This is a genomic window from Pseudomonas sp. REST10, from assembly GCF_029542605.1.
Taxonomy (GTDB): Bacteria; Pseudomonadota; Gammaproteobacteria; order Pseudomonadales; family Pseudomonadaceae; genus Aquipseudomonas; species Aquipseudomonas khazarica.
Genome location: NZ_CP035677.1, coordinates 946,499 through 972,442, shown reverse-complemented (window position 1 = coordinate 972,442; position 25,944 = coordinate 946,499). Strand labels below are relative to the sequence as shown.

The window sequence follows — 25,944 nt, the reverse complement described above, 5'->3', positions numbered from 1 at the left end:
TTCGCCGCCCCCGGCAACGCCAGACTGCACGCGGCCCGAGCACCCTCATGAGCAGCTTGTCCACAGCTCCATCAACAGTTTCCGGGGATAATTTTCCAGCTCGCCTGCCGGCAGTGGAAAACACTGGACAATCCGCCGCGACCATGCCGCAGAAAATGCCTGATCAGAAATTCACCAAAGCGCTGCAAGCCCCGAAATATAGGGCCTCAGACAATGCTTACAGAAGTTATCAACAGCACCACCCACAGCAGCCGTGGACAACCTCGAGCCCGCCACGCCATTCAGCGACAAACTGTCAAGCCCTTGTGTACAAAGGAAAATCCCCGCTGCTCAGATCTTGTCCGCTACCCTGCAAGCGGCACCAAATCCGCCTGCCAGGCAAGCACCACCAGCTTTTCCACAGTTATTCCCACAGCCTTGGTGGAAAACTTTATTTTCACCGGGTTGGCATGCCGGCTGCTTGCTGAGCTGGCCTTCGTTCTCCTGCCCGTTAAGGACACCTGATGTTCAGCTTCTTCCTCGCCGCCCTGCTCCTTGGTTTCGTGTTCAACGCCGCCCCGGGCGCCGTCTTCAGCGAGACCTTGCGGCGCGGCCTGCGTGACGGCTACCGACCGGCACTGCTGGTGCAGATCGGTTCGCTGGTGGGTGACGCCACCTGGGCCGCCCTCGGCCTCACCGGTCTGGCCCTGCTGCTTGACAGCGCCCAGATTCGCTACCCGCTGACGCTGGCCAGCGCGCTGTACCTGGCCTGGCTCGGCTATCAGTCGCTGCGCGACGCCCGCTGTCCGCCGCAACCCAGCGCCGACGACCAGGCGGCTGCCGGCGGCGCCTTTGCTGCAGGGGCCGCGCTGTCGCTGAGCAACCCGCAGAACATCGTCTACTGGGCCGCCATGGGTGGCGCGATGGCGGCCATCGGCGTCGCCCAGCCGACGCCGACGCACCTGGCGGTGTTCTTCAGCGGGTTCATGCTGTCGTCGCTGCTCTGGTGTTTCATCTGCGCCGGCCTGGTGGACTGGTTCCGCCGCGCCGCCTCGCTGCTCTGGCATCGCCTGACCTACGCGGCCTGTGGCGTGATGCTGCTGGGCCTGGCCGGGATGAGTGCGCTGGAACTGGTCTGATCGACTATCGCCGTCATCGAAACAATCTAACGGCGCGTTCGCCGCAACGCGGCTAGCCTGACCAGCATGTCCCTGCGTCAGGAAGCCGCACCATGTCCCTCAACGACCTGTTCAAGCAGTTCCTCGCCAGCTACGCCTGCGCCACCTGCGGCATTGATACGCGCCACTGACACTTGGTCATGACGCGGCGTGCCGCTACCCTTGACGCATTTGCTCAAGGAGTCCGTGCATGTCCCTGCGTAGCGTCTGTGTCTTCTGTGGCGCCAGTCCCGGCGCCAGCCCGATCTACCGCCAGGCTGCCGAAGAGCTTGGCCAGTACCTGGCCCAGCGTGGCATCCGCCTGATCTACGGCGGCGGCGCGGTCGGCCTGATGGGCGTCGTCGCCGATGCCGCCCTGAATGCCGGCGGCGAGGTCATCGGCATCATCCCGCAGAGCCTGGAGCGTGCCGAGATCGGCCACCGTGGCCTGACCTGCCTGGAAGTGGTCGACGGCATGCACGCGCGCAAGGCACGCATGGCCGAGCTGGCGGACGCCTTCATCGCCCTTCCTGGCGGCCTGGGCACGCTGGAGGAACTGTTCGAGGTCTGGACCTGGGGCCAGCTGGGCTATCACTCCAAGCCGCTGGGCCTGCTGGAAGTGAACGGTTTCTACAGCAAGCTCGGTGACTTCCTCGATCACCTCGTCGCCGAGCGCTTCGTGCGTCCGCAACACCGCGAGATGCTGCAGATCGCCAGCAGCCCGCAGAACCTGATCGATGCGCTGGCCGAGTGGCAACCCAGCGCAGCGCCCAAGTGGGTCGATCGCTCGCCGAGCTGATTTGTTCACGTCAGGCAGGCGGGTGCGGTGCTAACCTTGGCGCCTTGTCCTTACATGGAAGCCGCAAGATGGCCGGAAGCAGCCTGCTCGCCCTGATCGATGACATCAGTGCCGTACTCGACGATGTCGCCAGCATGACCAAGGTCGCCGCGCGCAAGACCGCCGGCGTGCTGGGCGACGACCTGGCCCTCAATGCCCAGCAGGTCACCGGCGTCAGGGCGGACCGCGAGCTGCCCGTGGTGTGGGCGGTGGCCAAGGGCTCGCTGCTGAACAAGGCGATCCTGGTGCCGGCCGCGCTGCTGATCAGTGCAGTGGCGCCCTGGCTGGTGGTGCCGCTGCTGATGTTCGGCGGCCTGTTCCTCTGCTACGAAGGTGCGGAAAAACTGCTGCACAAGCTGCTGCACCGTCACGAGGACGACGGCAAGCAGGCGCGCCTGGAGGCCCTGGCCGATCCCGACATCGACCTGGTGGCCTTGGAGCGGGACAAGATCCGTGGCGCGGTGCGCACGGACTTCATCCTCTCCGCAGAGATCATCGCCATCACCCTGGGCACCGTGGCCAGCGCCAGCTTCGTCAATCAGCTGGCGGTGCTCAGCACCATCGCCCTGGTGATCACCCTCGGCGTCTACGGCCTGGTGGCCGGCATCGTCAAGCTGGACGACGCCGGGCTCTACCTCAGCCAACGCAGCAGCGCCTTCGCCCAGAGCCTGGGCCGCGGCCTGCTGGCCCTGGCGCCCTGGCTGATGAAGACACTCTCGGTCGTCGGCACGGCGGCGATGTTCATGGTCGGTGGCGGCATCCTCAGTCATGGCCTGCCCCCGGTCGAAGCCGCCCTGCATCACGCCGCCGAGTGGGCCGCGCAGGATGTCGGCCTGCTCTCCGCACTGCTGCCGACCCTGTTCAATGCCCTGCTGGGCATCGTCGCCGGTCTGATCAGCGTCCCGCTGGTGAGCCTCGGCGCCCGCCTGTGGCGCGCGCTGCGTCCTTCGACGGCCGCCTGAGCCGCTCATTTTCCAGCCAGCCGACAGCCGCTCAGGGCAGCCGCTGTCGGCGCTGACTTTCCCCAAGCTTATCCACAGCTTGCTCCACACCTTCCGTGGATAAGCCCGGCGCCCCGCCCGGCACCTCGCGTGCAGCCCTGCATCGATAACTCAAGCAGTTAATTTTCAAGGTTTTTTGCCTGATTCCCGAGCCGCCGCGAACGCCTGAGCAAAAGCTGACCAGGGGCTCGAAAACGGCCAGCGACGCGCCCTGGAACGAGCCATGCAGACCTTGCCCACACAGTTATCCACAGATTCTCGGGATAACGCCGCCGTGGCGTTCGGTCGCAGTCACAGGACGTCACCACTGTGCGAGTCTTTTAGGACCTGACCGATTTATCAGAATCTGGAGGCTTCAAGATGTTGCGTAACGTTGCTCTGATGGCACTGCTCGGCCTGGCCAGCACACCGCTGTTCGCTGCCGAGTGCTCGGTGGATGTCGAATCGACCGACCAGATGACCTACAACACCCAGGCCATCTCCATCAGCAAGAGCTGCAAGACCTTCACCGTCAACCTCAAGCACACCGGCAGCCTGCCCAAGACCGCCATGGGCCACAACCTGGTGCTGAGCAAGACCGCCGACATGCCCGGCATCGCCACCGACGGCATTGGCGCCGGCCCCGACGCCGCCTACGTCAAGGCCGGTGACGAGCGCGTGATCGCCCACACCGGCCTGATCGGCGGCGGCGAAAGCACCTCGGTGACCTTCGATGTGAGCAAGCTGGCCGCTGGCGAGGATTACAGCTTCTTCTGCTCCTTCCCGGGTCACTACGCGCTGATGAAAGGCAGCGTGAAGCTGGTCGACTGATACCTCGACCTCTCAGCCCAGCGGCAGCACCGTCACCTGCACTTCAGGGTCGTGGCTGCCGCCCCCCAGAATGACCCCGCGCAACGGTGACACATCGGAAAAATCCCGGCCCCAGGCCAGGGTGATGTGCTCCAGCGCCGGACGCACGTTGTTGGTCGGATCGAAATCCACCCAGCCCTGACGCGGGCAGTACAACGACACCCAGGCATGCGAGGCGTCGGCCCCGATCAGGCGTGGCTGACCGGGCGGCGGCTGGGTCAGCAGGTAGCCACTGACGTAACGCGCTGCCAGCCCCCGCGAGCGCAGGCAGGCGAGCATCAGGTGGGCAAAGTCCTGGCAGACCCCGCGTTTTTCCTCGAGCACCTGCAACAGCGGCGTCGCCACCTGGGTCGCGCCCGCGTCGAAACTGAACTCCTCGAAGATCTTCTGCATCAGCGCCTGGCCCGCTTGCAGCAGCGGCCTGCCCGGCGTGAAGCAGTCATCGGCATAGTCGGCGAATACCTGCTTGAGCCGCACGTAGGGCGACTCGAAGCGATAGCGCGCGGCCTCCAGCAGGTCCGGCGCCAGCCGCGTGCCGGCATAGCTGAGCGCCGCGCAGGCGGCCTCCCAGGGCGGTGAATCGTCGAGATCGAGGGGCGGCCGCGCCAGCACTTCGATACGCAGGCGCGCGCTGACGCTGAGCGCCTCGTGCGGGCGCTCGAACACCAGGCGGGTCAGCGGATTGCCGAACACGTCCAGGCCATCGCGGCGCTGGCAGGGCTGCGGGTCGACGCGCAGCGCCTGCTCATGGCTGCGCTGCCAGGGGCACTGGCGCGGCCACAGGTGGGCCAGCTGCTGGGCCAGGGAGACCGGCGCCGAGTAACGGTAGTGGGTGTCGTGTAGCACCTGATACAGCGCACTGCTCATGAGGATTGCGTCCGCTGGCTGACATCGACGTGGGCGAAGAAGCGCAACCCGAGGTGATCCGATACCGTCCCGGCCGCTTCGCTGATGGCCACCAGCAGGTCGGCCAGGCCCTCGAGCACCGCGCGGGTACTGCCGGGGCCGAACAGCGGATTCTCCAGGCTGGCCAGGCTGAAGGCGCTCAGCTGCTGCTCCAGGTAGGTCAGATAGCGCTCGGCCGGCAGCTCGAAGCGCTCGTCCAGCCGCGCCAGCGAGGCCAGCAGGGTGCGCAGCTGGAACAGCACCGCATGCGGGTTCTGCTCGTCGAGCAGGAGCAGGTCGAGTACCGGGATCAGCTGCGCCGACGCCAGGTAGCGGGTGCGATAGGTGATGCTGCTGTTGCCCAGTTCCAGCAGCCACTCCAGCGCCGACTGGTCGGTAGCCGCGCCGCTGCGCAGGAAACCGGCGAAGCTGTCGCAGAGAAACTGCAGGCGTTCGATGTAGCGGCCGAGCATGAGAAAGCGCCAGCCGTCGTCACGGGTCATGTCATCCAGGGCGAAGCCGGACAACGCCGCCAGGGACATCAGCAGGCGATTGAGAAAGTCCAGCAACTCGCCGAAATCGGCAGGCTGGGCCTCGAGCAACTGAGCCTCCCCCTGCAACTCCACCAGCGCCTGCCAGTTGGCCTGGGACAGCTTGCCGCGCACGCTGCCCGCCGCCCATTGCAGGCGCTGCAGGTTGGCCCGCAGGCTGGCCGGCCAGTCGCTGCCAAGCAGGGCCTGCAACAGGCGCGGCTCCAGCGCGCCCTCCTCGGCCGGTGCCAGCAGGCCCAGTTCCTCGGCCAGCGCCAGCGCGCTCTGCAGGGCCTGCGGGTCATCGTCGTCGTCGACATAGCGCGCCAGCATGATGCGCAGCAGGCGGGCGCTGTCCTCGCAGCGCTCGGCATAACGGCCGAACCAGTACAGGTTCTCCACCACCCGCGAGGGCAGGAAGGGGTCACTGCGCACCAGGTCGGCGGTGCCCAGGGTGCGCTGCGTCTGCCATGGCTCGCCACCGCTCTGCCGCGTACCGAGCACCCAGGTGTCCTTGCTGGCCCCGCCGCGCTGCATCGACACCACCTCGGCGTCGGCCTCAGCGGCCACACGCGTCAGGCCGCCGGGCATCACCCGGTAACCGTCGGCACTGGCCACGGCGTACACGCGCATGCCGATGGCGCGCGGCTGCAGGCCAGTGCCATCCCATACCGGCGCCTGCGACAGCTTGGCCCGTGCCTGCGCCACGTAGGCATAGGGGCGCAGCTTGAGGCGCGCCGCCAGCTTGGCGCGCTGCGCCTCGTTCAGGTCGCGGCCGAACACCGGGGTGAAGCTCTGCGAGGGGAACGCCGGACGCACCAGCAGTTCGTCGAGCTTTTCCAGCGCCTCCTCCAGCACCGGCGGCTCGCCGCACCACCAACTGGCGATGGATGGCAGCAGCAACTCCTCGCCCAGCAGATGCTCGCTGATCGCCGGCAGGAAGCCGGGCAGACCAGGTGACTCCAGCACGCCGCTGCCGAGGGCATTGGCCACCAGCACGCGGCCACGGCGCACCGCTTCGAGCAGGCCCGGAACACCGAGGGCGGAATCGGTGCGCAGCTCCAGCGGGTCGCAGTAATCGTCGTCGAGGCGGCGCAGCACCGCGTGCACGCGGCGCAGGCCAGCCAGGGTCTTGAGATAGAGCGTGGCATCCCGCACGGTCAGGTCGCTGCCTTCGACCAGCGGATAGCCCAGCTGGCGCGCCAGGTACAGGTGCTCGAAATAGCTTTCGTTGAAACGCCCCGGCGTCAGCAGCACCACCAGCGGAGTCTCGCCGCCGCTCGGCGCCTGGCGGGCCAGGGTGTCCTGCAGGGTCCGGAAGAAACCGGCCAGATACTGCACGCGCAGGTCACGGTACAACTCGGGAAAGGCCCGCGAGACGATCTGCCGATTCTCCAGCGCGTAGCCGGCACCGGAGGGCGCCTGGGTACGATCGGCCGTCACCCACCAGCGGCCGTCCGGCGCACGGGCCAGGTCCACCGCGTACAGGTGCAGCCAGGTGCCCCCCGGCGCCTGCACGCCCTGACAGGGCCAGAGAAAGTTGTTGTGACCGAACACCAGCTCCGTCGGCAGCAGGCCCTCGGCAATCAGCTTCTGCGGCCCGTAGAGATCGGCCACGACGCGATTGAGCAGGGTCGCGCGCTGGGCCACGCCGGCGGCGATCTGCTGCCACTCGTCGGCGGGGATCAGGTTCGGCAGCAGGTCCAGCTCCCAGGGCCGGTCGGCCCCGTCGGGATCGGCGTAGACGTTGTAGGTGACGCCGTTCTCCTGAATCTGCCGGGCCAGCATGGCCTCGCGCTGGGCCAGTTGCTCTGGGCGGCTGCGCTCGAGCTGCTCGAACAGGCGGCGCCAGTGCGGGCGCACCTTGCCCTTGGCGTCGAGCAGTTCGTGGTACCCCCCGGCAGGAGGCGGATAATCGGCTAGCAGGTCGGGCATGGCAGGCTCGGCAGTGACAAGGCAGCGTGACGCAAATTGACGGCTGCATCCGTGGCAGGCGCTTCAGCAGCGACGGTTCGCGGCCAAGGCCCCTGCCACAGACGGGATTGGCGTCAGACGCGACGCAGATCCAGAGTCATCGGTAGTTCATTATTGTCCATCGGTTGCAGCACGGGGCGCTTGCCCGGGCTGTGGCCGAGGCGGAAGAAGCGCGCCAGACGCCGGCTTTCCGCCTCGTAGGCGTTGACCGGCAGGCTGTCGTAGTTGCGCCCGCCCGGATGCGCCACATGGTACTGGCAACCGCCCAGCGAGCGCTGCATCCAGGTGTCGATCAGGTCGAACACCAGCGGGGCATGCACGCCGATGGTCGGTTGCAGGCAACTGGCCGGCTGCCAGGCCCGGAAACGCACGCCACCGACGAACTCACCGACCTTGCCGGTGGGCCGCAGCGGCACCGGCACGCCGTTGCAGGTCAGCAGGTAACGGTCCGGCGCCATGCCGGCGAGCTTCACCTGCATGCGTTCCAGTGACGAGTCGACGTAACGCACCGTACCGCCGATGGCGCCCTCCTCGCCCAGCACATGCCAGGGCTCCAGCGCCTGGCGCAGCTCCAGATCGATGCCCTTGACGGCGAAATCGCCGGCCTTGGGAAAGCGGAACTCCAGGTGCGGGGCGAACCATTCGCTGCGCAGTCGATAGCCGAAGCTGCCCAGTTCCTGCAGCACGTCGGCGAAATCCTGCTCGACGAAATGCGGCAGCAGGAAGCGGTCATGCAGCTCGGTCCCCCAGCGCACCAGCTTGGCCGGGCGATAGGGCTCCTGCCAGAAGCGTGCGATCAGCGCGCGCAGCAGCAACTGCTGGGCCAGGCTCATCTGCGCATGCGGCGGCATCTCGAAGGCACGCAGTTCGAGCAGGCCGAGTCGCCCGCTGGCGGAGTCCGGCGAGTACAGCTTGTCGATGCAGAATTCGGCGCGGTGGGTGTTGCCGGTCACGTCCACCAGCAGGTTGCGCAACAACCGGTCGACCAGCCACGGCGGGGCATCGCGTCCCGGCTCGGGCATCTGCGCGAAGGCGATCTCCAGTTCGTACAGGGCATCGTTGCGCGCCTCGTCCACCCGTGGCGCCTGCGAGGTCGGGCCGATGAACAGGCCGCTGAACAGGTAGGACAGCGACGGGTGGTTGTGCCAGTAGCTGATCAGGCTGCGCAGCAGGTCGGGACGCCGCAGGAAGGGCGAATCGCCCGGCGTCGCCCCGCCGAGGACGAAGTGGTTGCCGCCGCCGGTGCCGGTGTGACGGCCATCGATCATGAACTTCTCGCTGGACAGCCGCGACTGCCGCGCCGCCTCGTAGAGAAACTCGCAGCGCTCCACCAGCTCGTCCCAGCTGGCCGCCGGATGGATGTTCACCTCGATCACCCCCGGATCGGGGGTCACGCGGAAGTACTGCAGGCGCGGGTCGAGCGGCGGCTCGTAGCCCTCCAGCAGCACCGGGCAATCGAGCTCGGCCGCTACCGCCTCGATGGCCGCGACCAGCTCCAGGTAGTCCTCGAGATGGCTCAGCGGCGGCATGAACAGATACAGCCGCCCCTCACGCGGCTCGGCGCACAGTGCCGTGCGCACGATGCCGGCGGCCGACTGACCGCTGGCCGGGCGCGCACTCTGCGGGCCGCTGCCAGGGGCGACACTGGCGCCACGCCAGACCCCGCGCAACTGGCGCTGGATCTGCGCCGCGGCGGGCAACGGCGGCTGCGCCTGGCTCGGGTCGACCGGGTTGATGTAGGGGTAATCGGCCTGGCTGACCCAGGGCAGCGAGTCCAGCGGCAGGCGGTAGCCCAGCGGCGAGTCGCCCGGCAGCAGGCGGCAGTGCTCGTCGCGCAGGAACCAGCGCCCGCTCTGCCAGCCCTCGCCGACCACCTGGCGCGCCAGTGGCAGGACATGACCGACCACCGCGTCGAGCCCCTGGTCGAACACCTTGCGCAGGCGCTCGCGCTCCAGCGGATCGCTCAGACGCGGATCGTCCGGCGTGACGTTGTCCGGCAGCTTGCGCTCGCGCCACAGGTAGTAGAACCAGTCCTCGAAGGCCGGAAAGACGTTGTCGGCCTCCACCTGCAGGTGGGCGGCCAGGCTGGCCAGGAAGCGCTCGGCGGTCTCGGCCGTGGCGCCATAGCCGCGCTTCTCGTCGGCCAGCAGCCTGGGGTCGTGCCACAGGGGCTGGCCATCGCGACGCCAGAAGCAGTTCAGCGACCAGCGCGGCAGCTGCTCGCCGGGGTACCACTTGCCCTGGCCGAAATGCACCAGTGCATTGCCGGCATAGTGGTCACGCAGGCGGTAGAACAGGTCGGCAGCCAGGCGCCGCTTGTTCGGGCCCAGCGCAGCGGTGTTCCACTCGTCGTCGTCCGGGTAGTCGAGCGCGACGAAGGTCGGCTCGCCGCCCATGGTCAGGCGCACGTCATGCGCCTGCAGGTCATCGTCGATCTGCCGCCCCAGCGCCTGGATCGCCTGCCACTGCGCTTCGCTGTAAGGCTTGGTGACGCGTGGCGCCTCCCACACCCGTTCGACGCTCATCAGGTGCTCGAACTCCACCTCGCACTCGTCCAGCCCGCCGCTGATCGGCGCCGCCGACGACGGTTCCGGGCTGCAGGCCAGCGGAATGTGCCCCTCGCCCGCGAACAGGCCACTGGTGGGATCGAGACCGATCCAGCCGGCGCCGGGCAGGTAGACCTCGCACCAGGCGTGCAGGTCGGTGAAGTCCTCGTCGGTGCCGGAAGGACCATCGAGGGATTTGACGTCGGCCGTGAGCTGGATCAGGTAACCGGACACGAAGCGTGCCGCCAGGCCGAGGTGGCGCAGCAACTGCACCAGCAGCCAGGCCGAGTCACGACACGAGCCGGCGGCCAGCTGCAACGACTCTTCCGGCGTCTGCACGCCCGGTTCCATGCGGATCAGGTAGCGGATGTCGGCGGACAGTCGCTGGTTCAGCTCGACCAGGAAATCGACGCTGGGTGTCGGGCTGCGCTCGATCCCGGCCAGGTACCTGGCGAACAGCGGCGTGGCCGGCAGCTTGACCAGATAGGGCGCCAGCTCGCGCTGCTCGCCCTCGGTGTAGGCGAAGGGAATGCGCTCGGCGTAGGGCTCGAGAAAGAAGTCGAAGGGGTTGAACACCGCCATCTCGGCGACCAGGTCCACCTCGACCTTGAATTCACGGGTCTTCTCGGGGAAGACCAGGCGCGCCAGGTAGTTGCCCTGCGGGTCCTGCTGCCAGTTGACGAAGTGCTCGCCCGGCTCGACCTTCAGCGCATAGGAGAGGATGCGCGTACGGCTGTGCGGCGCCGGGCGCAGACGCACCACCTGCGGACCAAGGTTCACCGCACGGTCGTAGCGGTAGTGGGTGACGTGATGCAGCGCGACATGAATCGACACGGCGGCCTCCTGCTAGCCTGGACGATGAGCTGTGCAGCGCAAGACTTATGCCACAGACCGTGCGTCGCTGCCCACCGCGTCTGCCGCCGAATGCACGCACCACAACGGAGCCTGGCACGCACCAGCCCCCTGCGCACGCACCAGTTCGACTCACGCGGTGCTCAATTTGCTTCACTGCACTTCTGCCTTAGACTGCGACGACTTCATGCAAGGACGTATGCCATGCCCCTCCGCTCCAGTCGCCTGTTCCCCGTCGGCCTGCTGGTTCTGACCCTCAGCCCGCTGTTGCAGGCGCAGGACCCGTTGCTCGAAGCCCTCGAGCGTGCCGAACCCACGGGCGCCGAACGCCAGGTACGCGGCGTACTGCGGGCACGCGACCAGGCCGTGCTCTCCAGCGAATTGCCGGGGCGCATCGTCGAGATGCCGTTCGCCGACGGCGAGGCCTTCGCCAAGGGCGATGTACTGGTGCGTTTCGATTGCAGCGCCTACCAGGCCCAGCTCAACGCCGCGCAGGCCGCCGCACGTGCCACCCGTGAGGAACTGAGCCACAAGAAGCAACTGGCGGCGCTGAACTCGGTGGGGCGCTTCGAGGTGGCGCTGGCCGAGGCGCGCCAGGCGCAGGCGCAAGCCGAGGCCCAGGTGTATCAGGTGCAGGTCAAGCGCTGCAGCGTCAGCGCACCATTCGCCGGGCGCGTGGTGCAGCGCCGCGCCCAGCCCCACGAAAGCGTCGCAAACGGTGCGCCGCTGCTGGATGTGGTCGACAACGGCACCCTGGAAATCTATCTGCTGATACCGTCCAGCTGGCTGAGCAGGGTCCAGCCCGGGCAACGCTTCGACTTCACCCCGGATGAAACCGGCGAGCCACTCGAGGCCAGGGTGAAACGCCTGGGTGCACGCATCGACGAGGGCAGTCAGACCCTGCTGCTGATCGGCAGCCTACCCGAGAAGGCGGACGGGCTGCTCTCCGGCATGAGCGGCAGCGCGCGCTTCACGGAGGCGCCATGACCGCCCAGGCGCCTGGGCCAGCCGAGCAGGTATTCGCCCGCTTCCTGGCCCTGCAGCACCAGGCCCGGGCCGCGGCGGACATCGACAGCCTGGCCTATGCGCTGGTCAACGACGCACAGGCACTGTTCGGCTTTCGTCATGCGGCCTTGCTGATCGCGGGCCGGGTGCGCGCAATCACCGCGATCAGCGTCGTCGAAGCGCATTCTCCCTTCGTCGCCTTCGTCGAAGAGGCCACGCGCCAGCTGCTTGCCCAAGGCCGCTCCAGCCAGGCCCAGGTGGTGACCGCCGACTCGCTCAGCGAGCAGACGCGTGGCGACTGGCAGGCGCTTTCCGCAGGCTCGGTGTTCTGGCTGCCCCTGCTCGACCGCAAGCAGGCGCTTTTCGGCGGCTTGTGGATCGCCCGTGAACAGCCGTGGAGCGCGGCCGAACAGGCACTGCTGCTGCAACTGGGTGACTGCTACGCCCATGCCTGGCTCGCCCTGCAACCGCACAAGCCGTGGCGCCTGCGCTGGCCACGCCGCCGCATCATCGCCGTGGCGACGGTGGCATTGCTCCTGCTGCTGCTACCGATTCGCCAGTCGGTTCTGGCTCCCGCCGAAGTGGTGCCACTCGACGGCCAGGTCATCGCCGCGCCCTTGGACGGCGTGATCGCGACGTTCCAGGTCAAGCCCAACCAGGCGGTCAGCAAGGGCGAGGTGCTGGTGCGCTTCGACGCCACCTCCATCCGCGCCCAGGCCGATGTTGCCGAGCGCAGCCTGCAGGTGGCCGAAGCCGAGCTCAAGGCCAACAGCCAGCGCGCCTTCAGCGATGCCGAGTCCAGCGCGCGCATCGACCTGCTCGCCGCGCGCGCGGCGCAGAAACGTGCCGAGCGCGACTATGCCCGCGAGCTGCTGGCGCGCACCGAAGTCAGAGCCGAGCGCGACGGCATTGCCGTGTTCGCCGATGCCCAGCGCTGGGTCGGCAAGCCGGTACAGACGGGCGAGCGCCTGATGGAGATCGCAGACCCCAGGCGCGCCGAGCTGCGCATCGACCTCGCCGTGGCCGACGCGCTGAACTTCCAGCCCGGCGCGGAGGTCGGCCTGTTCCTCGACAGCGACCCGCTGCATCGCCACGACGCCCAGCTGCAACGCCTGGCATACGAGGCGCAGCCACTGAGCAACGGCCAGCTGGCCTACCGCCTGGACGCCGGTTTCGTCGCGGCACCACCGCGCATCGGCCTGCGTGGCACCGCCAAGCTCTACGGCGAGCGCGTGCCGCTGGCGCTCTTCCTGCTGCGCCGCCCGCTGGCGGCGCTGCGCCAGACACTGGGTCTGTGAATGCGCCTGCCAAGCCTGCGTGCCGACCTGCAGCTTTCCAGCTCGGCCCCTGCGCTGGACGGCGCCCCGCAATGGACGCTGGCCGACCCGCTGCGCGGGCGCTACTTCAAGATCGGTGCCGAGGCCATGCGCCTGCTGCGGCACTGGCAGCTGGGCGATCCCGCGCAGGTGCTGCAGGCGGCGAACAATGAACCCGGCCAGGCGCTGGCGGGCGCCGACCTGGAAAGCATGCTGCGCTTCCTCAGCACCCACGACCTGATCACGGCAGCGGATGCGCAACAGCGCAGCAGCTACGCGAGCAAGGCGGCGCAACAGCGCCAGGGCCTGTGGAAAGGCCTGCTGCACCAGTACCTGTTCTTTCGCATCCCGCTGTGGCGCCCCAACGCCTTTCTCGACCGCACCTGGCCGGTGCTGGAGCGCCATGGCCCCGCGCTGCTGCGCCGTGGCCTGCCCATCCTGCTGCTGCTCGGCCTGTTTCTCGTCGCACGCGACTGGGACCGCTTCATCTCCAGCTTCCCGCACCTGTTCAGCCTGGGTGGCGCCATCGCCTTCGGCTGTGCCCTGGCATTCGCCAAGCTGTGCCACGAGTTCGGTCACGCCTACATGGCCAAGCGCGCGGGCTGTCGGGTACAGAGCATGGGGCTGGCGTTCATGGTGCTGCTGCCCATGTTCTATACCGATGTCAGCGATGCCTGGCGTGTCAACGATCGCCGCTCCCGCCTGCTGATCGGCGCCGGTGGCGTGCTCGCCGAACTGCTGCTGGCCTGCCTCGCCCTGCTGGCCTGGTCCCTGCTGCCGGACGGCCCCCTGCGCACCGCCACCTTCATGCTGGCCAGCGCCACCTGGATCACCACCCTGCTGATCAACCTCAATCCCTTCATGCGCTTCGACGGCTACTTCCTGCTCAGCGACCTGTGGGGCGTCGACAACCTCCAGCAACGGGCCTTCGCCCTCTGTCGCTGGCGCCTGCGTGAAGCCCTGTTCGGCTACGCGGAGCCTGCCCCCGAACCCTGGACGGCGACGATGCGCAGACGCCTGCTGATCTGGGGCTATGGCTCCTGGCTATGGCGCGCCGCCCTGTTTCTCGGCATTGCCCTGGCCGTCTACCACATGTTCTTCAAGCTGCTGGGCATCGTCCTGATGCTGGTGGAGCTGCTCTGGTTCATCGGCCTGCCAATCTGGCGCGAATGGCAGGAATGGTGGCGGCGGCGCGATCAGGCCGCCCCGGGCAAGACCCTGCTCACGGCTGCCGGGCTGCTGATGCTGTCGGCCCTGCTGGTGCTGCCATGGCGTACCGCCGTCGACGTGCCGAGCGTGCTCGAGGCCGCCAGCAGCACGGCTCTCTATCCCCCGTTGTCCGCGCGCCTGAAGCAGTTGCATGTCCGCGACGGCCAGGCGGTGCAGCAAGGTGAACTGCTGCTGGAGCTGGAGTCTCCGGACCTCGAGTCGCGCCAGGCCATCGTGCGCCAGGAAATCCAGATACTGCAGCTGCAGCTGCGCCGTCAGGCCGGTCGCAGCGAGACGGTGGGCGACGCTGCCGTGCTCGAACAGCGCCTGGCGACATCGGTCGCCGAGTACCGTGGCCTGGATGCGCAACGCGAACGCCTGCAGCTGCGCGCGCCGGAAAACGGCGTGGTGCGGGACCTGCAGCCGAATCTGGCGCCAGGCCGCTGGCTCAAACCAGGCGACCCGCTGCTGCGCGTCGTGGCGCCCGGCGTCCGCCTGCGCGGCTACCTGGCCGAAGACGGGCTCTGGCGTGTGCAGCCAGGCAGCGAAGGACGCTTCATCGCCGACGACCCGGCGCGCGCCGCGCTGGCGGTCCGCCTCGATGACGTGGACGACACCGGCGTCGCCTATCTGCAGCTGGAGGCACTCGCCTCCGACCACCACGGCCCCATCGCCGTACGTCGCGACGCCCAGCACCGGGCAGCCCCCTTGCAGGCGCAGTACGGCGCCCGCCTCAGCCTGCTGGAGGCAGCGGACGAACCCTCGCTGCCCGTGCGTGGCGTCGTCGTCCTCGAAGGGACGGGGCAGTCCATACTCGGCGCCACCTGGCGCCGCCTGGCCGCACTGGGCGTTCGCGAAAGCGGCTTCTGACGCCAGCGGTTGCGCCACTCACCCCAAGGCACGCCTGCAGCAGGCGAGCGCCTGCAGAAAGAACCTGCCGCCCGTAAGGAAATAGTGGCAAGTCCCTATCACCGTTCTATATTCAAGGGGCGCACATGCAGTGCGCCCGACAAGCCAACGACTGCGCCTGTTTCGTTCACGAACAAGGTGCGCAAGGAAGCTCCACACCGTGTCCACATCTGACGTGCATCTGCGCCCCATCACGGCAACCGACCTGAGGTTTCTGCTCGACCTGTACGCCAGCACCCGCGCCCAGGAGCTCGACCCGCTGCCCTGGAGCCAGGCCGAGAAAGCGGCATTCCTGCAGCAACAGTTCGATGCCCAGCACCGCCACTACCAGGCCCACTATCGGGGCGCCGAGTTCTCGCTGATCCTTCAGGGTGAGCAACCCATCGGCCGTCTCTACCTGTTTCGCGGGCCCGGCACCCACAACCTGATGGACCTGTCCTTGCTGCCGGCCTGGCGTGGCCGGGGCATCGGCCGCGCCCTCCTCGCCGGCCTGGTCGATGAGGCCGACAGGGTGGGGAAAGCGATTCGCCTCTACGTCGAGTCCGACAACCCTGCCCGACGCCTGTATGAACATTTCGGTTTCATCGTGACCGGCCAGCACCCGATCTATCTGGAGATGCACCGCACCGCCGCACGGAGTCTGAGCGCATGAACGACGTCCCCAGCCAGGCAGACCTGCAGCAGGCCCTGGGCCAGACCTGGCGCCTCAGCTGGGAAGGACATCCCGGTGTCGACGTGCAACTGGTCGAAGTGAGCCAGGGCAAGGCCATGAACCCGCGCCATCAGTGCTACGACGCCATCTTTCGACAGCCCGCCGGGGTCGACCTGCCGCAATTCAGCTATACCTTGCACAGCCCGGGCGAGGCGTCATGGTGGGTCATGCTCACCCCGATCGGCCCGGACGACGACGGGGCCCGCCTGTTGCAGGCCGTTTTCCATACACGGACATCCGCGCCACGGACCTGAGCCATCACGACAACCCGTCGGTCACACCGGCGTCACACAGCAGGGAGCAACAACATGGAACCGTTCCTCGGCGAAATCAAAATGGTCGGCTTCAACTTCGCACCGCGTGGCTATGCGATGTGTCAGGGCCAGCTGATGCCCATCGCACAGAACACTGCCCTTTTCTCACTGCTCGGCACGATGTATGGCGGCAATGGCCAGACCACCTTCGGCCTGCCCGACTACCGTGGGCGCAGCCCGGTAGGGATGGGGCACGGGCCAGGCCTGGACGTGATTGTCCAGGGCGAGATGGCCGGCCGCGAAAATGTCACCCTGACCACCGCAGAGCTGCCGATGCACGCGCCAGTCGCGCATTTCACCGGCCAGGCCAGCAACGGCGCCCTGACCATCAGTGCCGCCGTGGCCACCAACCCGACCGCCGCGATGGTGCCACCCACGGCAGGCAACACCACCTACCTCTCCGCCACGACCGCAAAAGCCGGTCCTGCCAGTGTATTGTTCGCGGGGTTGTTCACCGATACGCCACCCGACTCGACGAAAGCCAACCTGGGCGGGCTCAGCGGGCAGGCCAGCATCACACCACAGGGAACGGTCACCATCTCGCCCGTCGGTGGCAGCCAGTCGTTCGGTATCCGCAATCCCTTCCTCGGCACCAACTTCGTGATCGCGACCGAAGGGGTCTTCCCGTCGCGAGGCTGAGTCGAGCAAGCACCTGAAGGTCGGCCCGCCCAGGCGGGCCGCCACTTACGTAAAGCAACGCCGGGAGCAGATGATGAAACGCAGAGCCACCGTCACAGCGACACCCCAGGCCCCGGCGGGCCCTGCCTGGCTACTGGCCCTCGAACCGCGCATGATGTTCGACGGGGCGGTTGCCGCCACGGTTGCCGATACGGTCCAGGCCGACCCCACGCCCCAGGCGGACAGTGCCAGCGACAGCCAGGTCGATGACGGTGCGGCTGCCGCGCCAGCCGCCAGCAGCGGTCAGCGCCAGGAGATCGTCTTCATCGACGGCAACGTGCAGGACTATGCACAACTCATCGCCGGCGTCAGCGAAGGCACCGAGGTCGTCGTACTGGATGGCAGCCAGGATGGGCTCCAGCAGATTGCCGACTATCTGAACGGGCGCTCCGGCATCGATGCGATCCATATCGTCAGCCATGGTTTGTCAGGACAGATCACGCTGGGCAGCCTGACCCTGGATGCCAGCAACCTGCAAGATCACAGCTCCACGCTGGAGGCCATCGGCAGCAAACTGGGTGGGGATGGCGACATCCTGCTCTATGGCTGCGATATCGCCCTAGGGGACAAGGGCCAGTCCTTCATCAGCCAGATTGCCGCCATCACCCAGGCCGACGTTGCAGCATCCACCGACGCGACCGGCAGCAGCATCAACGCCAGGAACTGGGTGCTGGAGACCTCGACCGGCACCATAGAGGCCGGCATGCCGTTCTCGCTTGCCGCCCAGAACGCGTTTACCGGCCAGTTGTTTTCCGGAACGCTGAATTTTTCCGGTGCCGACACGATCCTGGGTACTCCGGTGACCGACGGCCAAGCCCAGTCGAGCGACATTCCTGGCGTGACGATAGAGATCTTTTCCGCCGACTCCGGCAACTCCAATAACGGCGCGGCGTGGAAGTACTACAGCGATCTGTTCACGGATGGGGCCGGCAGCCAGGACGAAGGTATCGTCGACGATTCCGGGAATGGCTCGCCCATCGTCGTGATTCGCAGCCAGGACGGGAGCGAGTTCTCGTTCACCGGAATCAAGATCGTCGACTACCTTGGCGCGCACTCTCAAATCAAGTTCGAAGCCTTCCAGAACGGTGTCTCCAGAGGCAGCGTCACACTCGCGACCGACGGCGACTACATCTCGGACTTCACCCAGGGCAATGGGCTGACGGCATCGATATTCCAGTACGCAGACGAAATCCGTATCACGGATCCAAATGGTCAACCTCTGTATATCGGCATCGACAATGTGGGTTTCGCGGATGCGGTCGCCCCCAACGCAGCGCCCACCGTCAGCAACCTCAACGGCGACAGCGTGGCCTGGGGCGGCGCAGGCAATACCGTCGGCCTCGACGTGGGCAGCAATGCCAGCCTGGCCGATGCCGAGCTGGATGCGCTGAACGGCGGCAATGGCGACTGGTCCGGCGCCAGCCTGGTGATCCAGCGCAGCGGCACGGCGATAGGCAGCGACGTGCTGGGCTTCGACACCAGCGGCGGCCTGTTCACCGTCAGTGGCAGCAACCTGCAGTCGGGCGGGCTGACCTTCGCCACCTTCACCAACAGCGGTGGCGTGCTGACCATCACCTTCACCAGCAGTGGCACCACGGCCACCTCAGCACTGGTCAACGACGTGGCGCAGCGCATCACCTACCGCAGCGACACGCCCGCCGGCGACGCCACCGTGGCGGTCACGGTGAACGATGGCGCTGGCGGCAGCGCCAGCGCCAATGTCACGGTGACCAGCGACACCATCTACGTCACCAATGCCACGGATACCGCGACCATCGACCGCAGCAATGGCGTGAGCTTCAGCGAGGCGGTGGCCATCGCCGCCGCCGACAGCACCGGCAGCCAGACCATCGTCTTCGCCAGCAGCCTGGCCGGGCAGACGCTCAACCTCAATGCCGTGTCGCTCAACGAGAGCCTGACCTTCGACATGGATCAGGCCAGCGGCCTGGTCCTGACTGGCGGTACCCTCAGCCTGGCCGGCGGCACCACCCAGACCTTCACCAACGGCAGCGGCGATACGGCGACCATCTCCAGCGTGGTCGCCGGCATCGGCAGCCTGAACAAGAGCGGTAGCGGCAGCCTGACCCTGACGGCCAACAACACCAGCACGGGCAGCAGCACCGTGTTCGCCGGCACGCTGATCGTGGACGGCAACACCAGCAGCACGACCACCGTGGCTAGCGGTGCCACGCTGGCCGGCAGCGGCTCGCTGGGGGGCAACGTCACCGTGCAGAGCGGCGGCACCCTGTCCCCCGGCAATGGCGGTGCAGGCAGCCTCAACATCAACGGCAACCTGAGCCTGACCGCAGGCAGCACCCTGGCCCTGGACATCAACGGCACGACGGCGGGTAGCGGCTATGACCGGGTGCTGGTCAATGGCTCGGCCAATCTCTCCGGCGCGACCCTGGCCGTCACTCATGGCTACACGGCTGGCAGTGGCGACCGCTACACGGTGATCGTCAACGACGGTGGCGATGCGATTACCGGTACCTTCACCGGCATCAGCGAGGGCGGCACGATCACGGCGGGCGGCAACGGCACCGAACTGACCACCAGCTACGCCGGCGGCACCGGCAATGACCTGACCCTGACCGCACCTGCCGCACCGGTGGTCACCAACATCACCTCCAGCACGGCCAACGGCACCTACAAGATCGGCGACGTCATCACCGTGACCGTACAGTTCGACACCTCGGTCAACGTGACCGGCACGCCGACCCTGACCCTGGAAACCGGAGCCACCGATCGCATACTCAACTACGTGTCCGGTTCAGGCACCGACACCCTGAGCTTCAGCTACACCGTACAGGCCGGAGACATCTCCGCCGACCTCGATTACGCCTCCACCTCGGCCCTCAGCCTCAACGGCGGCACCATTCAGGACGGCACCAGCCAGTCAGCCATCCTCACCCTGCCGACCCCAGGCGCCGCAGGTTCCCTGGGCGCCAACAAGGCCCTGGTGGTCGATGGCGTGCGCCCTGCGGCGAGCAGCATCACCCTCAGCGACACGGCCCTGCGGATCGGCGAGACGGCGACCGTCACCGTGACGTTCAATGAGGCAGTCACCAATTTGACCATTGCCGACTTCAGCGTCGCAAACGGCGCGCTGAGCGGACTCAGCAGCAGTGACGGCGGGATCACCTGGACCGCCACATTCACCCCCGGCAGCAATGTCAGCGATGCCTCCAACCTCATCACCCTGGACAACACCGGGGTGAACGACCTGGCAGGCAACAGCGGCAGTGGCAGCACCGACTCGGGCAACTACGCCATCGACACCCAGCGCCCCAGCGCCACCGTGGTGGTGGCTGACAGCACGCTCAAGGCCGGCCAGAGCACAACCGTCACCATTACCTTCAACGAGGCGGTCAGCGGTTTGACCACGGCGGACTTCAGCGTCGCCAACGGCGCGCTGAGCAACCTCGGCAGCGTCGACGGCGGGATCACCTGGACCGCCACCCTGACACCGAGCGCCAACGTCACCGCCGCCGGCAACCTCATCACCCTGGACAACACCGGCTACACCGATGCGGCCGGCAACACCGGCTCCGGCAGCACCGACTCGAACAGCTACAGCATCGATACCCAGCGCCCGAGCGCCACTGTGGTGGTGGCCGACAGCACGCTCAAGGCCGGCCAGAGCACTACCGTCACCATCACCTTCAGCGAAGCGGTGAGCGGCCTGACCACGGCGGACTTCAGCGTGGCCAACGGCGCGCTGAGCAACCTCGCCAGCAGCGACGGCGGTATCACCTGGACCGCCACCCTGACCCCCAATGCCAACGTCACCGACACCAGCAACGTCATCACCCTGGACAACACCGGCTACACCGACGCGGCTGGCAACACCGGCACCAGTACCACCGACTCCAACAACTACGCCATCGACAGCAAGGCGCCGGCCGTCACCAGCGTCGGCGTGCCCGCCAACGGCACCTACCTGGCCGGCGACAACCTCGACTTCACGGTGAATTTCGACGAGGCCGTGACCGTCGACACCAGTGGCGGTACACCGCGCCTGGCGATCACGCTGGATGACGGCGGCGTCGTCTACGCCAGCTACCTCAGCGGTTCGGGCAGCAGCGCACTGGTGTTCCGCCTGACCGTCGCCAACGGCCAGCAGGACACCGACGGCATCACCGTTGCCGGCGGCCTGGACGCCAACGGTGCGACCCTGCGCGATGGCGCCGGCAACGATGCACAGACGGCACTGAACAGCGTGGGCTCCACCAGCGGCGTGCTGGTGGACGCCGCCGCACCGGAAGTCACCGGCATCGCTCTCGACGGCAGCTCACCGACCACCAGCGACACCCTCGGCTTCACCGTCAGCTTCAACGAGGCGGTCAGCGGCGTCGATCTGGGCGACTTCGCCCTGACCACCAGCGGCAGTGCCAGCGGCACCCTGCTGTCCCTGGTGCAGCTGGATGCCCGCACCTACCGCGTCACCGTCGGCGGTGTCAGCGGTCAGGGCACGCTCGGCTTGTCACTGGTGGCGGCAGGCAGCGGCATCGTCGACGGCATCGGCAACACCCTGCAGAGCGGCTTCAGCAGCGCCGCTTACACACTGGGCGGGCTGACTACCGGCGACCCGGAATTCCGCGCCAACCCTGGCCCCAGCGCGCCGCCAGTGATGACGCCGACACCTCAACCCGACGTGCCCGTCGCACCGCCGCCGCCCACCACCTCGCCGCTGCTGCCGCCGCCGTTGTTCGAGCAACCGACGCTGGGCAGCGGCGTTCCCACTGTGGGCACCATTTTCCTCAACCCCAACGTCCTGGCTCCCAGCTTCATCGCGCAGGTCTTCGCCAGCAGCGACAGCGGTGCCGGCAATGGCAGCGGTATCGGCTTCCTCGGCTTCGGTGGCGGCGACGGAGGGGTGTTCGGCAGCAGCAGCCTCTCCGGCATCTTTACCAAGGATGTGCAGCAGGAGAGCCAAAAGCTGGAGGTCTTCGATGGCAAGAAATGGGGGGCCGGGGGTGGCGGCTTCCTCTCGGCCCCGACGCTGGGCCAGCAATTGCAGGCGCTGAACGAAGGTGAGCAACGCCAGCACCAGGAACTGGCCCAGGCCCTGCAACAGATCGCAGCGGCCCAGGCACAGATCTGATCGACCGATAACAACGAGAAAGCAGTGAGTCGGAGCCGTGACAAGGGGGCGGCCCAAGGATGAAAAAGAGCCAAACACTAGGGGTAGTGAGCATGCTGGCGCTGGCCATCAGTGGCTGCGCGGTAACCAGCCAGCCCATCGAGCGCAGCGTCAGCGAGCAACGGGCGCAGAGCGACCTGCAGGCGATGTTCGCCGACCAGGAGCCGCTCAACGGCCCGCTGACCCTGCACGAGGCCATGGCGCGTGCGGTGAAGTACAACCTCGAGGCGCGCCTCAAGGTGATGGAAGAGGCCATGGCCCAACGCCAGGTCGATCTCGCCACCTTCGACATGCTGCCGCGCATGGCACTGTCGGCGGGTTATGCAGGGCGCAACAACGTCAGCGCGTCGAGCAGCCAGAGCATCGAAACCGGCACCCAGTCGCTCGAACCCTCCACCTCTCAGGATCGCGACCGCGGCGTGGCCGACCTGACCATGGTGTGGAACGTGCTCGACTTCGGTGTCAGCTACGTCAGCGCCAAGCAGCAGGGCGACCAGCGCCTGATCGTGGAGGAGCGTCGGCGCAAGGTGGTGCACACCATCATTCAGGACGTGCGCTCCGCCTACTGGCGCGCCGTCGCCGCCGATCGCCTGCTCAGCCAGATCGACAGCCTCATGACACGCGTGGCCGAGGCCCGGGACAACAGCCAGCGCCTGAGTGAACAGCGCATCGGCGACCCGATCCAGGCCCTGAGCTATCAGCGCGCCCTGATCGAGGCCACTCGCCAGTTGGAGGAACAACGTCGCGCCCTGTCACTGGCCAAGACCGAGCTGGCCACGCTGATCAACCTGCCCCTGGGCACCCAGGTCGAACTGGCGCCCGAGACCGGCTACCAGGTCCCGGAGCTGAAGGTGGAACTGGGCACGCTGGAACAGGAGGCCCTGGCCAGCCGCCCCGAACTGCGCGAGCAGGACTACCAGGCGCGCATCAGCGCCGCCGAGACACGCAAGGCCATGCTGCGCCTGCTACCGGGCCTGGAGTTCTCGGCCGGCGGCCACTACGACAGCAACTCGTTCCTGGTCAACCAGAGCTGGGCCGACTACGGAGTGAAGGTCACCTGGAACCTGTTCAACGTCCTCTCGGCACCGGCCGCCATCGATGTCGCCAAGGCGGGCCAGGAGGTCGCCGACGCCCGCCGCCAGGCCATGTCGATGGCGATTCTCGCCCAGCTGCACGTGGCCAACGCCAACTTCCGCGAAGCGCAGCGCCAGTTCCGCACCAGCCAGCAACTGGCCGGGCTGGACGGCCAGATCGTCGAGCAACTGCGCAACCGCTACAAGGCGCAGGGCATCGGTGAACTGGAGCTGATCCAGGGCGAACTGAACACGCTGCAGGCGGACCTGCGCCGCGACCTGGCCTACGCGGAGCTGCGCAACAGCTACGGCCAGCTGTTCGCCAGCGTCGGTCTCGACCCGCTGCCGGAGACCATCGCCGCCGACAGCGTCGAGGCCATCGCGGCCGCGCTCGCCAGCCGCGAAGCACAGTGGCAGGCAGGCCAGCTGTAAGGCGCTCGGCCCGCGCCGTCGCGGCGCGCTGCAGTCCGCGCCAGGCTGCGGGCGGACAGAAAAACGCCAGCTCGAGGCTGGCGTTTTCATTCAGCGTGGCGCGACGGGCCTGGGCTTCTTCTTGCCGCCACCGCTCGCTTTGCCACCTTTCTTCTGCTCCTGCATCTTGGCGAAGGCAGCCGCCTTGGCCTGCTCGCGCTTGTCCCAGGGCTTGGCACCGTCGCTGCCACGGGGTGGCAGGCCGTTGTGCTGGGTGAGGATCTTGCCACCGGCGCCGGCTTTCTTGCTGCCCACGGGCGTGGAGTTCTTGCGCCGCGCGCTCTGGTAGCTGCCGTCACCCACAGGCTGGGTAGCGGGGATCAGCTGGTGCTTGGCCGGGCCGATCAGGTCGGCACGGCCCATGCGCTGCAGTGCTTCGCGCAGCAGTGGCCAGCCCTTCGGGTCGTGGTAGCGCAGGAAGGCCTTGTGCAGGCGACGCTGCTGCTCGCTCTTGACGATCTCGACGCCGTCGCTCTTGTAGGTGACCTTGCGCAGCGGGTTCTTGCCCGAGTGATACATGGCCGTGGCCGTGGCCATTGGCGAGGGATAGAAGGCCTGCACCTGGTCGGCGCGGAAACCGTTGCGCTTGAGCCACAGGGCGAGGTTCATCATGTCCTCGTCGGTGGTCCCCGGGTGCGCCGCGATGAAGTACGGGATCAGGTACTGCTCCTTGCCCGCTTCCTTCGAGAACTTCTCGAACATCTGCTTGAAGCGGTCATAGCTGCCGATGCCCGGCTTCATCATCTTGTCCAGCGGGCCGCGCTCGGTGTGCTCCGGGGCGATCTTCAGGTAGCCGCCGACGTGGTGGGTGACCAGCTCCTTGACGTACTCCGGCGACTCGACGGCCAGGTCGTAGCGCAGGCCGGAGGCGATCAGGATCTTCTTCACGCCGGGCAGCGCACGTGCCTTGCGGTACAGCTCGATCAGCGACGAGTGGTCGGTGTTGAGGTTCTCGCAGATACCCGGGAACACGCACGACGGCTTGCGGCAGTGACGCTCGATCTCCGGGTCCTTGCAGGCGATGCGGTACATGTTGGCGGTAGGACCGCCCAGGTCGGAAACGACCCCGGTAAAGCCCGGCACCTTGTCGCGCATCTCTTCGATCTCGCGGATGATCGAGTCGTGCGAACGGTTCTGGATGATGCGGCCTTCGTGCTCGGTGATCGAGCAGAAGGTGCAGCCGCCGAAGCAGCCACGCATGATGTTCACCGAGAAGCGGATCATCTCGTACGCCGGGATGCGCTCGCCGCCGTAGGCCGGGTGCGGCACACGGGCGTAGGGCATGCCGAACACGTAGTCCATTTCCTCGGTGCTCATGGGAATGGGTGGCGGGTTGAACCACACGTCCACCTCGCCATGCCTCTGCACCAGCGCACGGGCGTTGCCGGGGTTGGTCTCCAGGTGCAGCACACGGTTGGCGTGCGCGTAGAGCACCGGGTCGTTACGCACCTTCTCGAACGACGGCAGGCGGATCACCGTCTTGTCGCGGGTCATGCGCGGGCTTTCGAGAATCTGCACCACCTTGGCTTCGTTGGGGTCTTCGACCTCGCCACCCTTGCCCTGCTCGATGGCGCAAGCCTCGGTGTCCTGCGTATTGACGTAGGGGTTGATGATCTTGTCGACACGGCCCGGACGGTCGATGCGCGTGGAGTCCACCTCGAACCAGCCCTGCGGGGTATCGCGCCGGATGAAGGCGGTGCCGCGCACGTCGCTGATGCTCTCGATCGACTCGCCACGCGACAGGCGCTGGGCCACCTCGACCACGGCGCGCTCGGCGTTGCCGTAGAGCAGGATGTCGGCGGTGGCGTCCATCAGGATCGAACGACGCACCTTGTCCTGCCAGTAGTCGTAGTGGGCGATGCGGCGCAGCGAGGCCTCGATGCCGCCGAGAATCACCGGCACGTGGCTGTAGGCCTCCTTGCAGCGCTGGCTGTAGACCAGGCTGGCGCGATCCGGGCGCTTGCCGGCCAGGCCGCCAGGGGTATAGGCGTCGTCGGAGCGAATCTTCTTGTCGGCGGTGTAGCGGTTGATCATCGAATCCATGTTGCCGGCGGCGACGCCGAAGAACAGGTTCGGCTCGCCGAGCTTCATGAAGTCGTCTTTGCTGCGCCAGTCCGGCTGGCTGATGATGCCGACGCGAAAGCCCTGGGCCTCCAGCAGGCGGCCGATGATGGCCATGCCGAACGAGGGATGATCGACGTAAGCATCACCGGTGACGATGATGATGTCGCAACTGTCCCAGCCGAGCTGATCCATTTCTTCCCGGCTCATCGGCAGGAACGGCGCTGGCCCGAAACACTCGGCCCAGTACTTGGGATAGTCGAACAGCGGCTTGGCGGCTTGCATATTTTTTGATCAGCGGGCTATCACGAGGGGCGCGGATCATAGCACAAATTTTGACCAAACCAGACTAATTCACTGGGTTTAATCCCTCGGAAGCAGCCTCCCGCGCCGCTGCAACTTGAGGAAAACCTGGCATTTTCCTGCAATAGCGCCAGGCCAT

General features: G+C 67.1%; 16 protein-coding genes. 12 read left to right on the top strand and 4 right to left on the bottom strand.

The window, feature by feature from the left end; genetic code table 11:
• Positions 1 to 503 precede the first annotated feature (503 nt).
• From EWH21_RS04460 to azu, 4 genes are all read left to right on the top strand, one after another.
• Positions 504 to 1,118 carry a LysE family transporter gene (locus EWH21_RS04460; RefSeq protein WP_037052456.1) on the top strand — a complete coding sequence of 205 codons (615 nt, stop codon included), beginning with the start codon at positions 504 to 506 and terminating at the stop codon, positions 1,116 to 1,118.
• 229 nt (positions 1,119 to 1,347) lie between these two features.
• Complete coding sequence (locus tag EWH21_RS04455) at positions 1,348 to 1,935, top strand: TIGR00730 family Rossman fold protein (RefSeq protein ID WP_037052454.1); 588 nt, start codon at positions 1,348 to 1,350, stop codon at positions 1,933 to 1,935.
• Positions 1,936 to 2,003: 68 nt separating this feature from the next.
• Entirely contained in the window at positions 2,004 to 2,936 is a 933-nt protein-coding gene (locus EWH21_RS04450) for a DUF808 domain-containing protein (protein ID WP_277699901.1), read from the top strand.
• A 399-nt stretch (positions 2,937 to 3,335) separates the two neighbouring features.
• Positions 3,336 to 3,785, top strand: coding sequence for an azurin (gene azu / locus EWH21_RS04445; RefSeq protein WP_037052448.1), 450 nt, complete (start codon positions 3,336 to 3,338; stop codon positions 3,783 to 3,785).
• A gap of 12 nt (positions 3,786 to 3,797) precedes the next feature.
• On the opposite strand, the gene EWH21_RS04440 is transcribed toward azu, so the two are convergent.
• The 3 genes from EWH21_RS04440 to EWH21_RS04430 form a co-directional block, all read right to left on the bottom strand.
• On the bottom strand, positions 3,798 to 4,691 hold the full coding sequence (locus tag EWH21_RS04440) for a transglutaminase family protein (protein WP_037052446.1): 894 nt from the start codon (positions 4,689 to 4,691) through the stop codon (positions 3,798 to 3,800).
• Positions 4,688 to 7,174: a circularly permuted type 2 ATP-grasp protein gene (locus EWH21_RS04435; RefSeq protein ID WP_037052442.1), complete on the bottom strand. Its 2,487-nt coding sequence runs from the start codon at positions 7,172 to 7,174 to the stop codon at positions 4,688 to 4,690. The genes EWH21_RS04440 and EWH21_RS04435 overlap by 4 nt, the downstream gene beginning before the upstream one ends.
• Positions 7,175 to 7,287: 113 nt before the next feature.
• A complete protein-coding gene (locus EWH21_RS04430) occupies positions 7,288 to 10,593 on the bottom strand; it encodes a transglutaminase family protein (protein ID WP_277699900.1) in 3,306 nt (1,101 codons plus the stop codon).
• 222 nt (positions 10,594 to 10,815) lie between these two features.
• Between EWH21_RS04430 and EWH21_RS04425 the strand changes: the two genes are divergently transcribed.
• The 8 genes from EWH21_RS04425 (at position 10,816) to EWH21_RS04390 (ending at position 23,402) form a co-directional block, all read left to right on the top strand.
• Positions 10,816 to 11,598, top strand: a complete 783-nt coding sequence (locus EWH21_RS04425) for an efflux RND transporter periplasmic adaptor subunit (RefSeq protein ID WP_277699899.1) — start codon at positions 10,816 to 10,818, stop codon at positions 11,596 to 11,598.
• The gene (locus EWH21_RS04420; RefSeq protein WP_277699898.1) at positions 11,595 to 12,914 is read left to right on the top strand and encodes an HlyD family efflux transporter periplasmic adaptor subunit; all 1,320 of its coding nucleotides are present in this window, start codon (positions 11,595 to 11,597) and stop codon (positions 12,912 to 12,914) included. Before EWH21_RS04425 ends, EWH21_RS04420 begins: the two co-directional genes overlap by 4 nt.
• Positions 12,915 to 15,011 carry a biotin/lipoyl-binding protein gene (locus EWH21_RS04415; RefSeq protein WP_277699897.1) on the top strand — a complete coding sequence of 699 codons (2,097 nt, stop codon included), beginning with the start codon at positions 12,915 to 12,917 and terminating at the stop codon, positions 15,009 to 15,011.
• Between the two features lie 199 nt (positions 15,012 to 15,210).
• On the top strand, positions 15,211 to 15,702 hold the full coding sequence (locus tag EWH21_RS04410; RefSeq protein WP_277699896.1) for an N-acetyltransferase: 492 nt from the start codon (positions 15,211 to 15,213) through the stop codon (positions 15,700 to 15,702).
• Complete coding sequence (locus EWH21_RS04405; protein WP_037052431.1) at positions 15,699 to 16,016, top strand: hypothetical protein; 318 nt, start codon at positions 15,699 to 15,701, stop codon at positions 16,014 to 16,016. The genes EWH21_RS04410 and EWH21_RS04405 overlap by 4 nt, the downstream gene beginning before the upstream one ends.
• Before the next feature lie 54 nt (positions 16,017 to 16,070).
• Positions 16,071 to 16,715, top strand: coding sequence for a tail fiber protein (locus EWH21_RS04400; protein ID WP_277699895.1), 645 nt, complete (start codon positions 16,071 to 16,073; stop codon positions 16,713 to 16,715).
• A 73-nt stretch (positions 16,716 to 16,788) separates the two neighbouring features.
• A complete protein-coding gene (locus EWH21_RS04395; protein ID WP_277699894.1) occupies positions 16,789 to 21,858 on the top strand; it encodes an Ig-like domain-containing protein in 5,070 nt (1,689 codons plus the stop codon).
• A gap of 59 nt (positions 21,859 to 21,917) precedes the next feature.
• On the top strand, positions 21,918 to 23,402 hold the full coding sequence (locus tag EWH21_RS04390) for a TolC family protein (RefSeq protein ID WP_277699893.1): 1,485 nt from the start codon (positions 21,918 to 21,920) through the stop codon (positions 23,400 to 23,402).
• A 90-nt stretch (positions 23,403 to 23,492) separates the two neighbouring features.
• Here the strand turns inward: EWH21_RS04390 and EWH21_RS04385 are convergent, their stop codons facing one another.
• Positions 23,493 to 25,787, bottom strand: a complete 2,295-nt coding sequence (locus tag EWH21_RS04385; RefSeq protein ID WP_037052419.1) for a YgiQ family radical SAM protein — start codon at positions 25,785 to 25,787, stop codon at positions 23,493 to 23,495.
• Positions 25,788 to 25,944: the final 157 nt, after the last annotated feature.

Coding starts and splice junctions, on each gene's coding strand:
- EWH21_RS04460 (WP_037052456.1), top strand. CDS start 504: ATGTTCAGCTTCTTCCTCGCCGCCCTGCTCCTTGGTTTCGTGTTCAAC.
- EWH21_RS04455 (WP_037052454.1), top strand. CDS start 1,348: ATGTCCCTGCGTAGCGTCTGTGTCTTCTGTGGCGCCAGTCCCGGCGCC.
- EWH21_RS04450 (WP_277699901.1), top strand. CDS start 2,004: ATGGCCGGAAGCAGCCTGCTCGCCCTGATCGATGACATCAGTGCCGTA.
- azu (WP_037052448.1), top strand. CDS start 3,336: ATGTTGCGTAACGTTGCTCTGATGGCACTGCTCGGCCTGGCCAGCACA.
- EWH21_RS04440 (WP_037052446.1), bottom strand. CDS start 4,691: ATGAGCAGTGCGCTGTATCAGGTGCTACACGACACCCACTACCGTTAC.
- EWH21_RS04435 (WP_037052442.1), bottom strand. CDS start 7,174: ATGCCCGACCTGCTAGCCGATTATCCGCCTCCTGCCGGGGGGTACCAC.
- EWH21_RS04425 (WP_277699899.1), top strand. CDS start 10,816: ATGCCCCTCCGCTCCAGTCGCCTGTTCCCCGTCGGCCTGCTGGTTCTG.
- EWH21_RS04420 (WP_277699898.1), top strand. CDS start 11,595: ATGACCGCCCAGGCGCCTGGGCCAGCCGAGCAGGTATTCGCCCGCTTC.
- EWH21_RS04415 (WP_277699897.1), top strand. CDS start 12,915: ATGCGCCTGCCAAGCCTGCGTGCCGACCTGCAGCTTTCCAGCTCGGCC.
- EWH21_RS04405 (WP_037052431.1), top strand. CDS start 15,699: ATGAACGACGTCCCCAGCCAGGCAGACCTGCAGCAGGCCCTGGGCCAG.
- EWH21_RS04400 (WP_277699895.1), top strand. CDS start 16,071: ATGGAACCGTTCCTCGGCGAAATCAAAATGGTCGGCTTCAACTTCGCA.
- EWH21_RS04395 (WP_277699894.1), top strand. CDS start 16,789: ATGAAACGCAGAGCCACCGTCACAGCGACACCCCAGGCCCCGGCGGGC.
- EWH21_RS04390 (WP_277699893.1), top strand. CDS start 21,918: ATGAAAAAGAGCCAAACACTAGGGGTAGTGAGCATGCTGGCGCTGGCC.
- EWH21_RS04385 (WP_037052419.1), bottom strand. CDS start 25,787: ATGCAAGCCGCCAAGCCGCTGTTCGACTATCCCAAGTACTGGGCCGAG.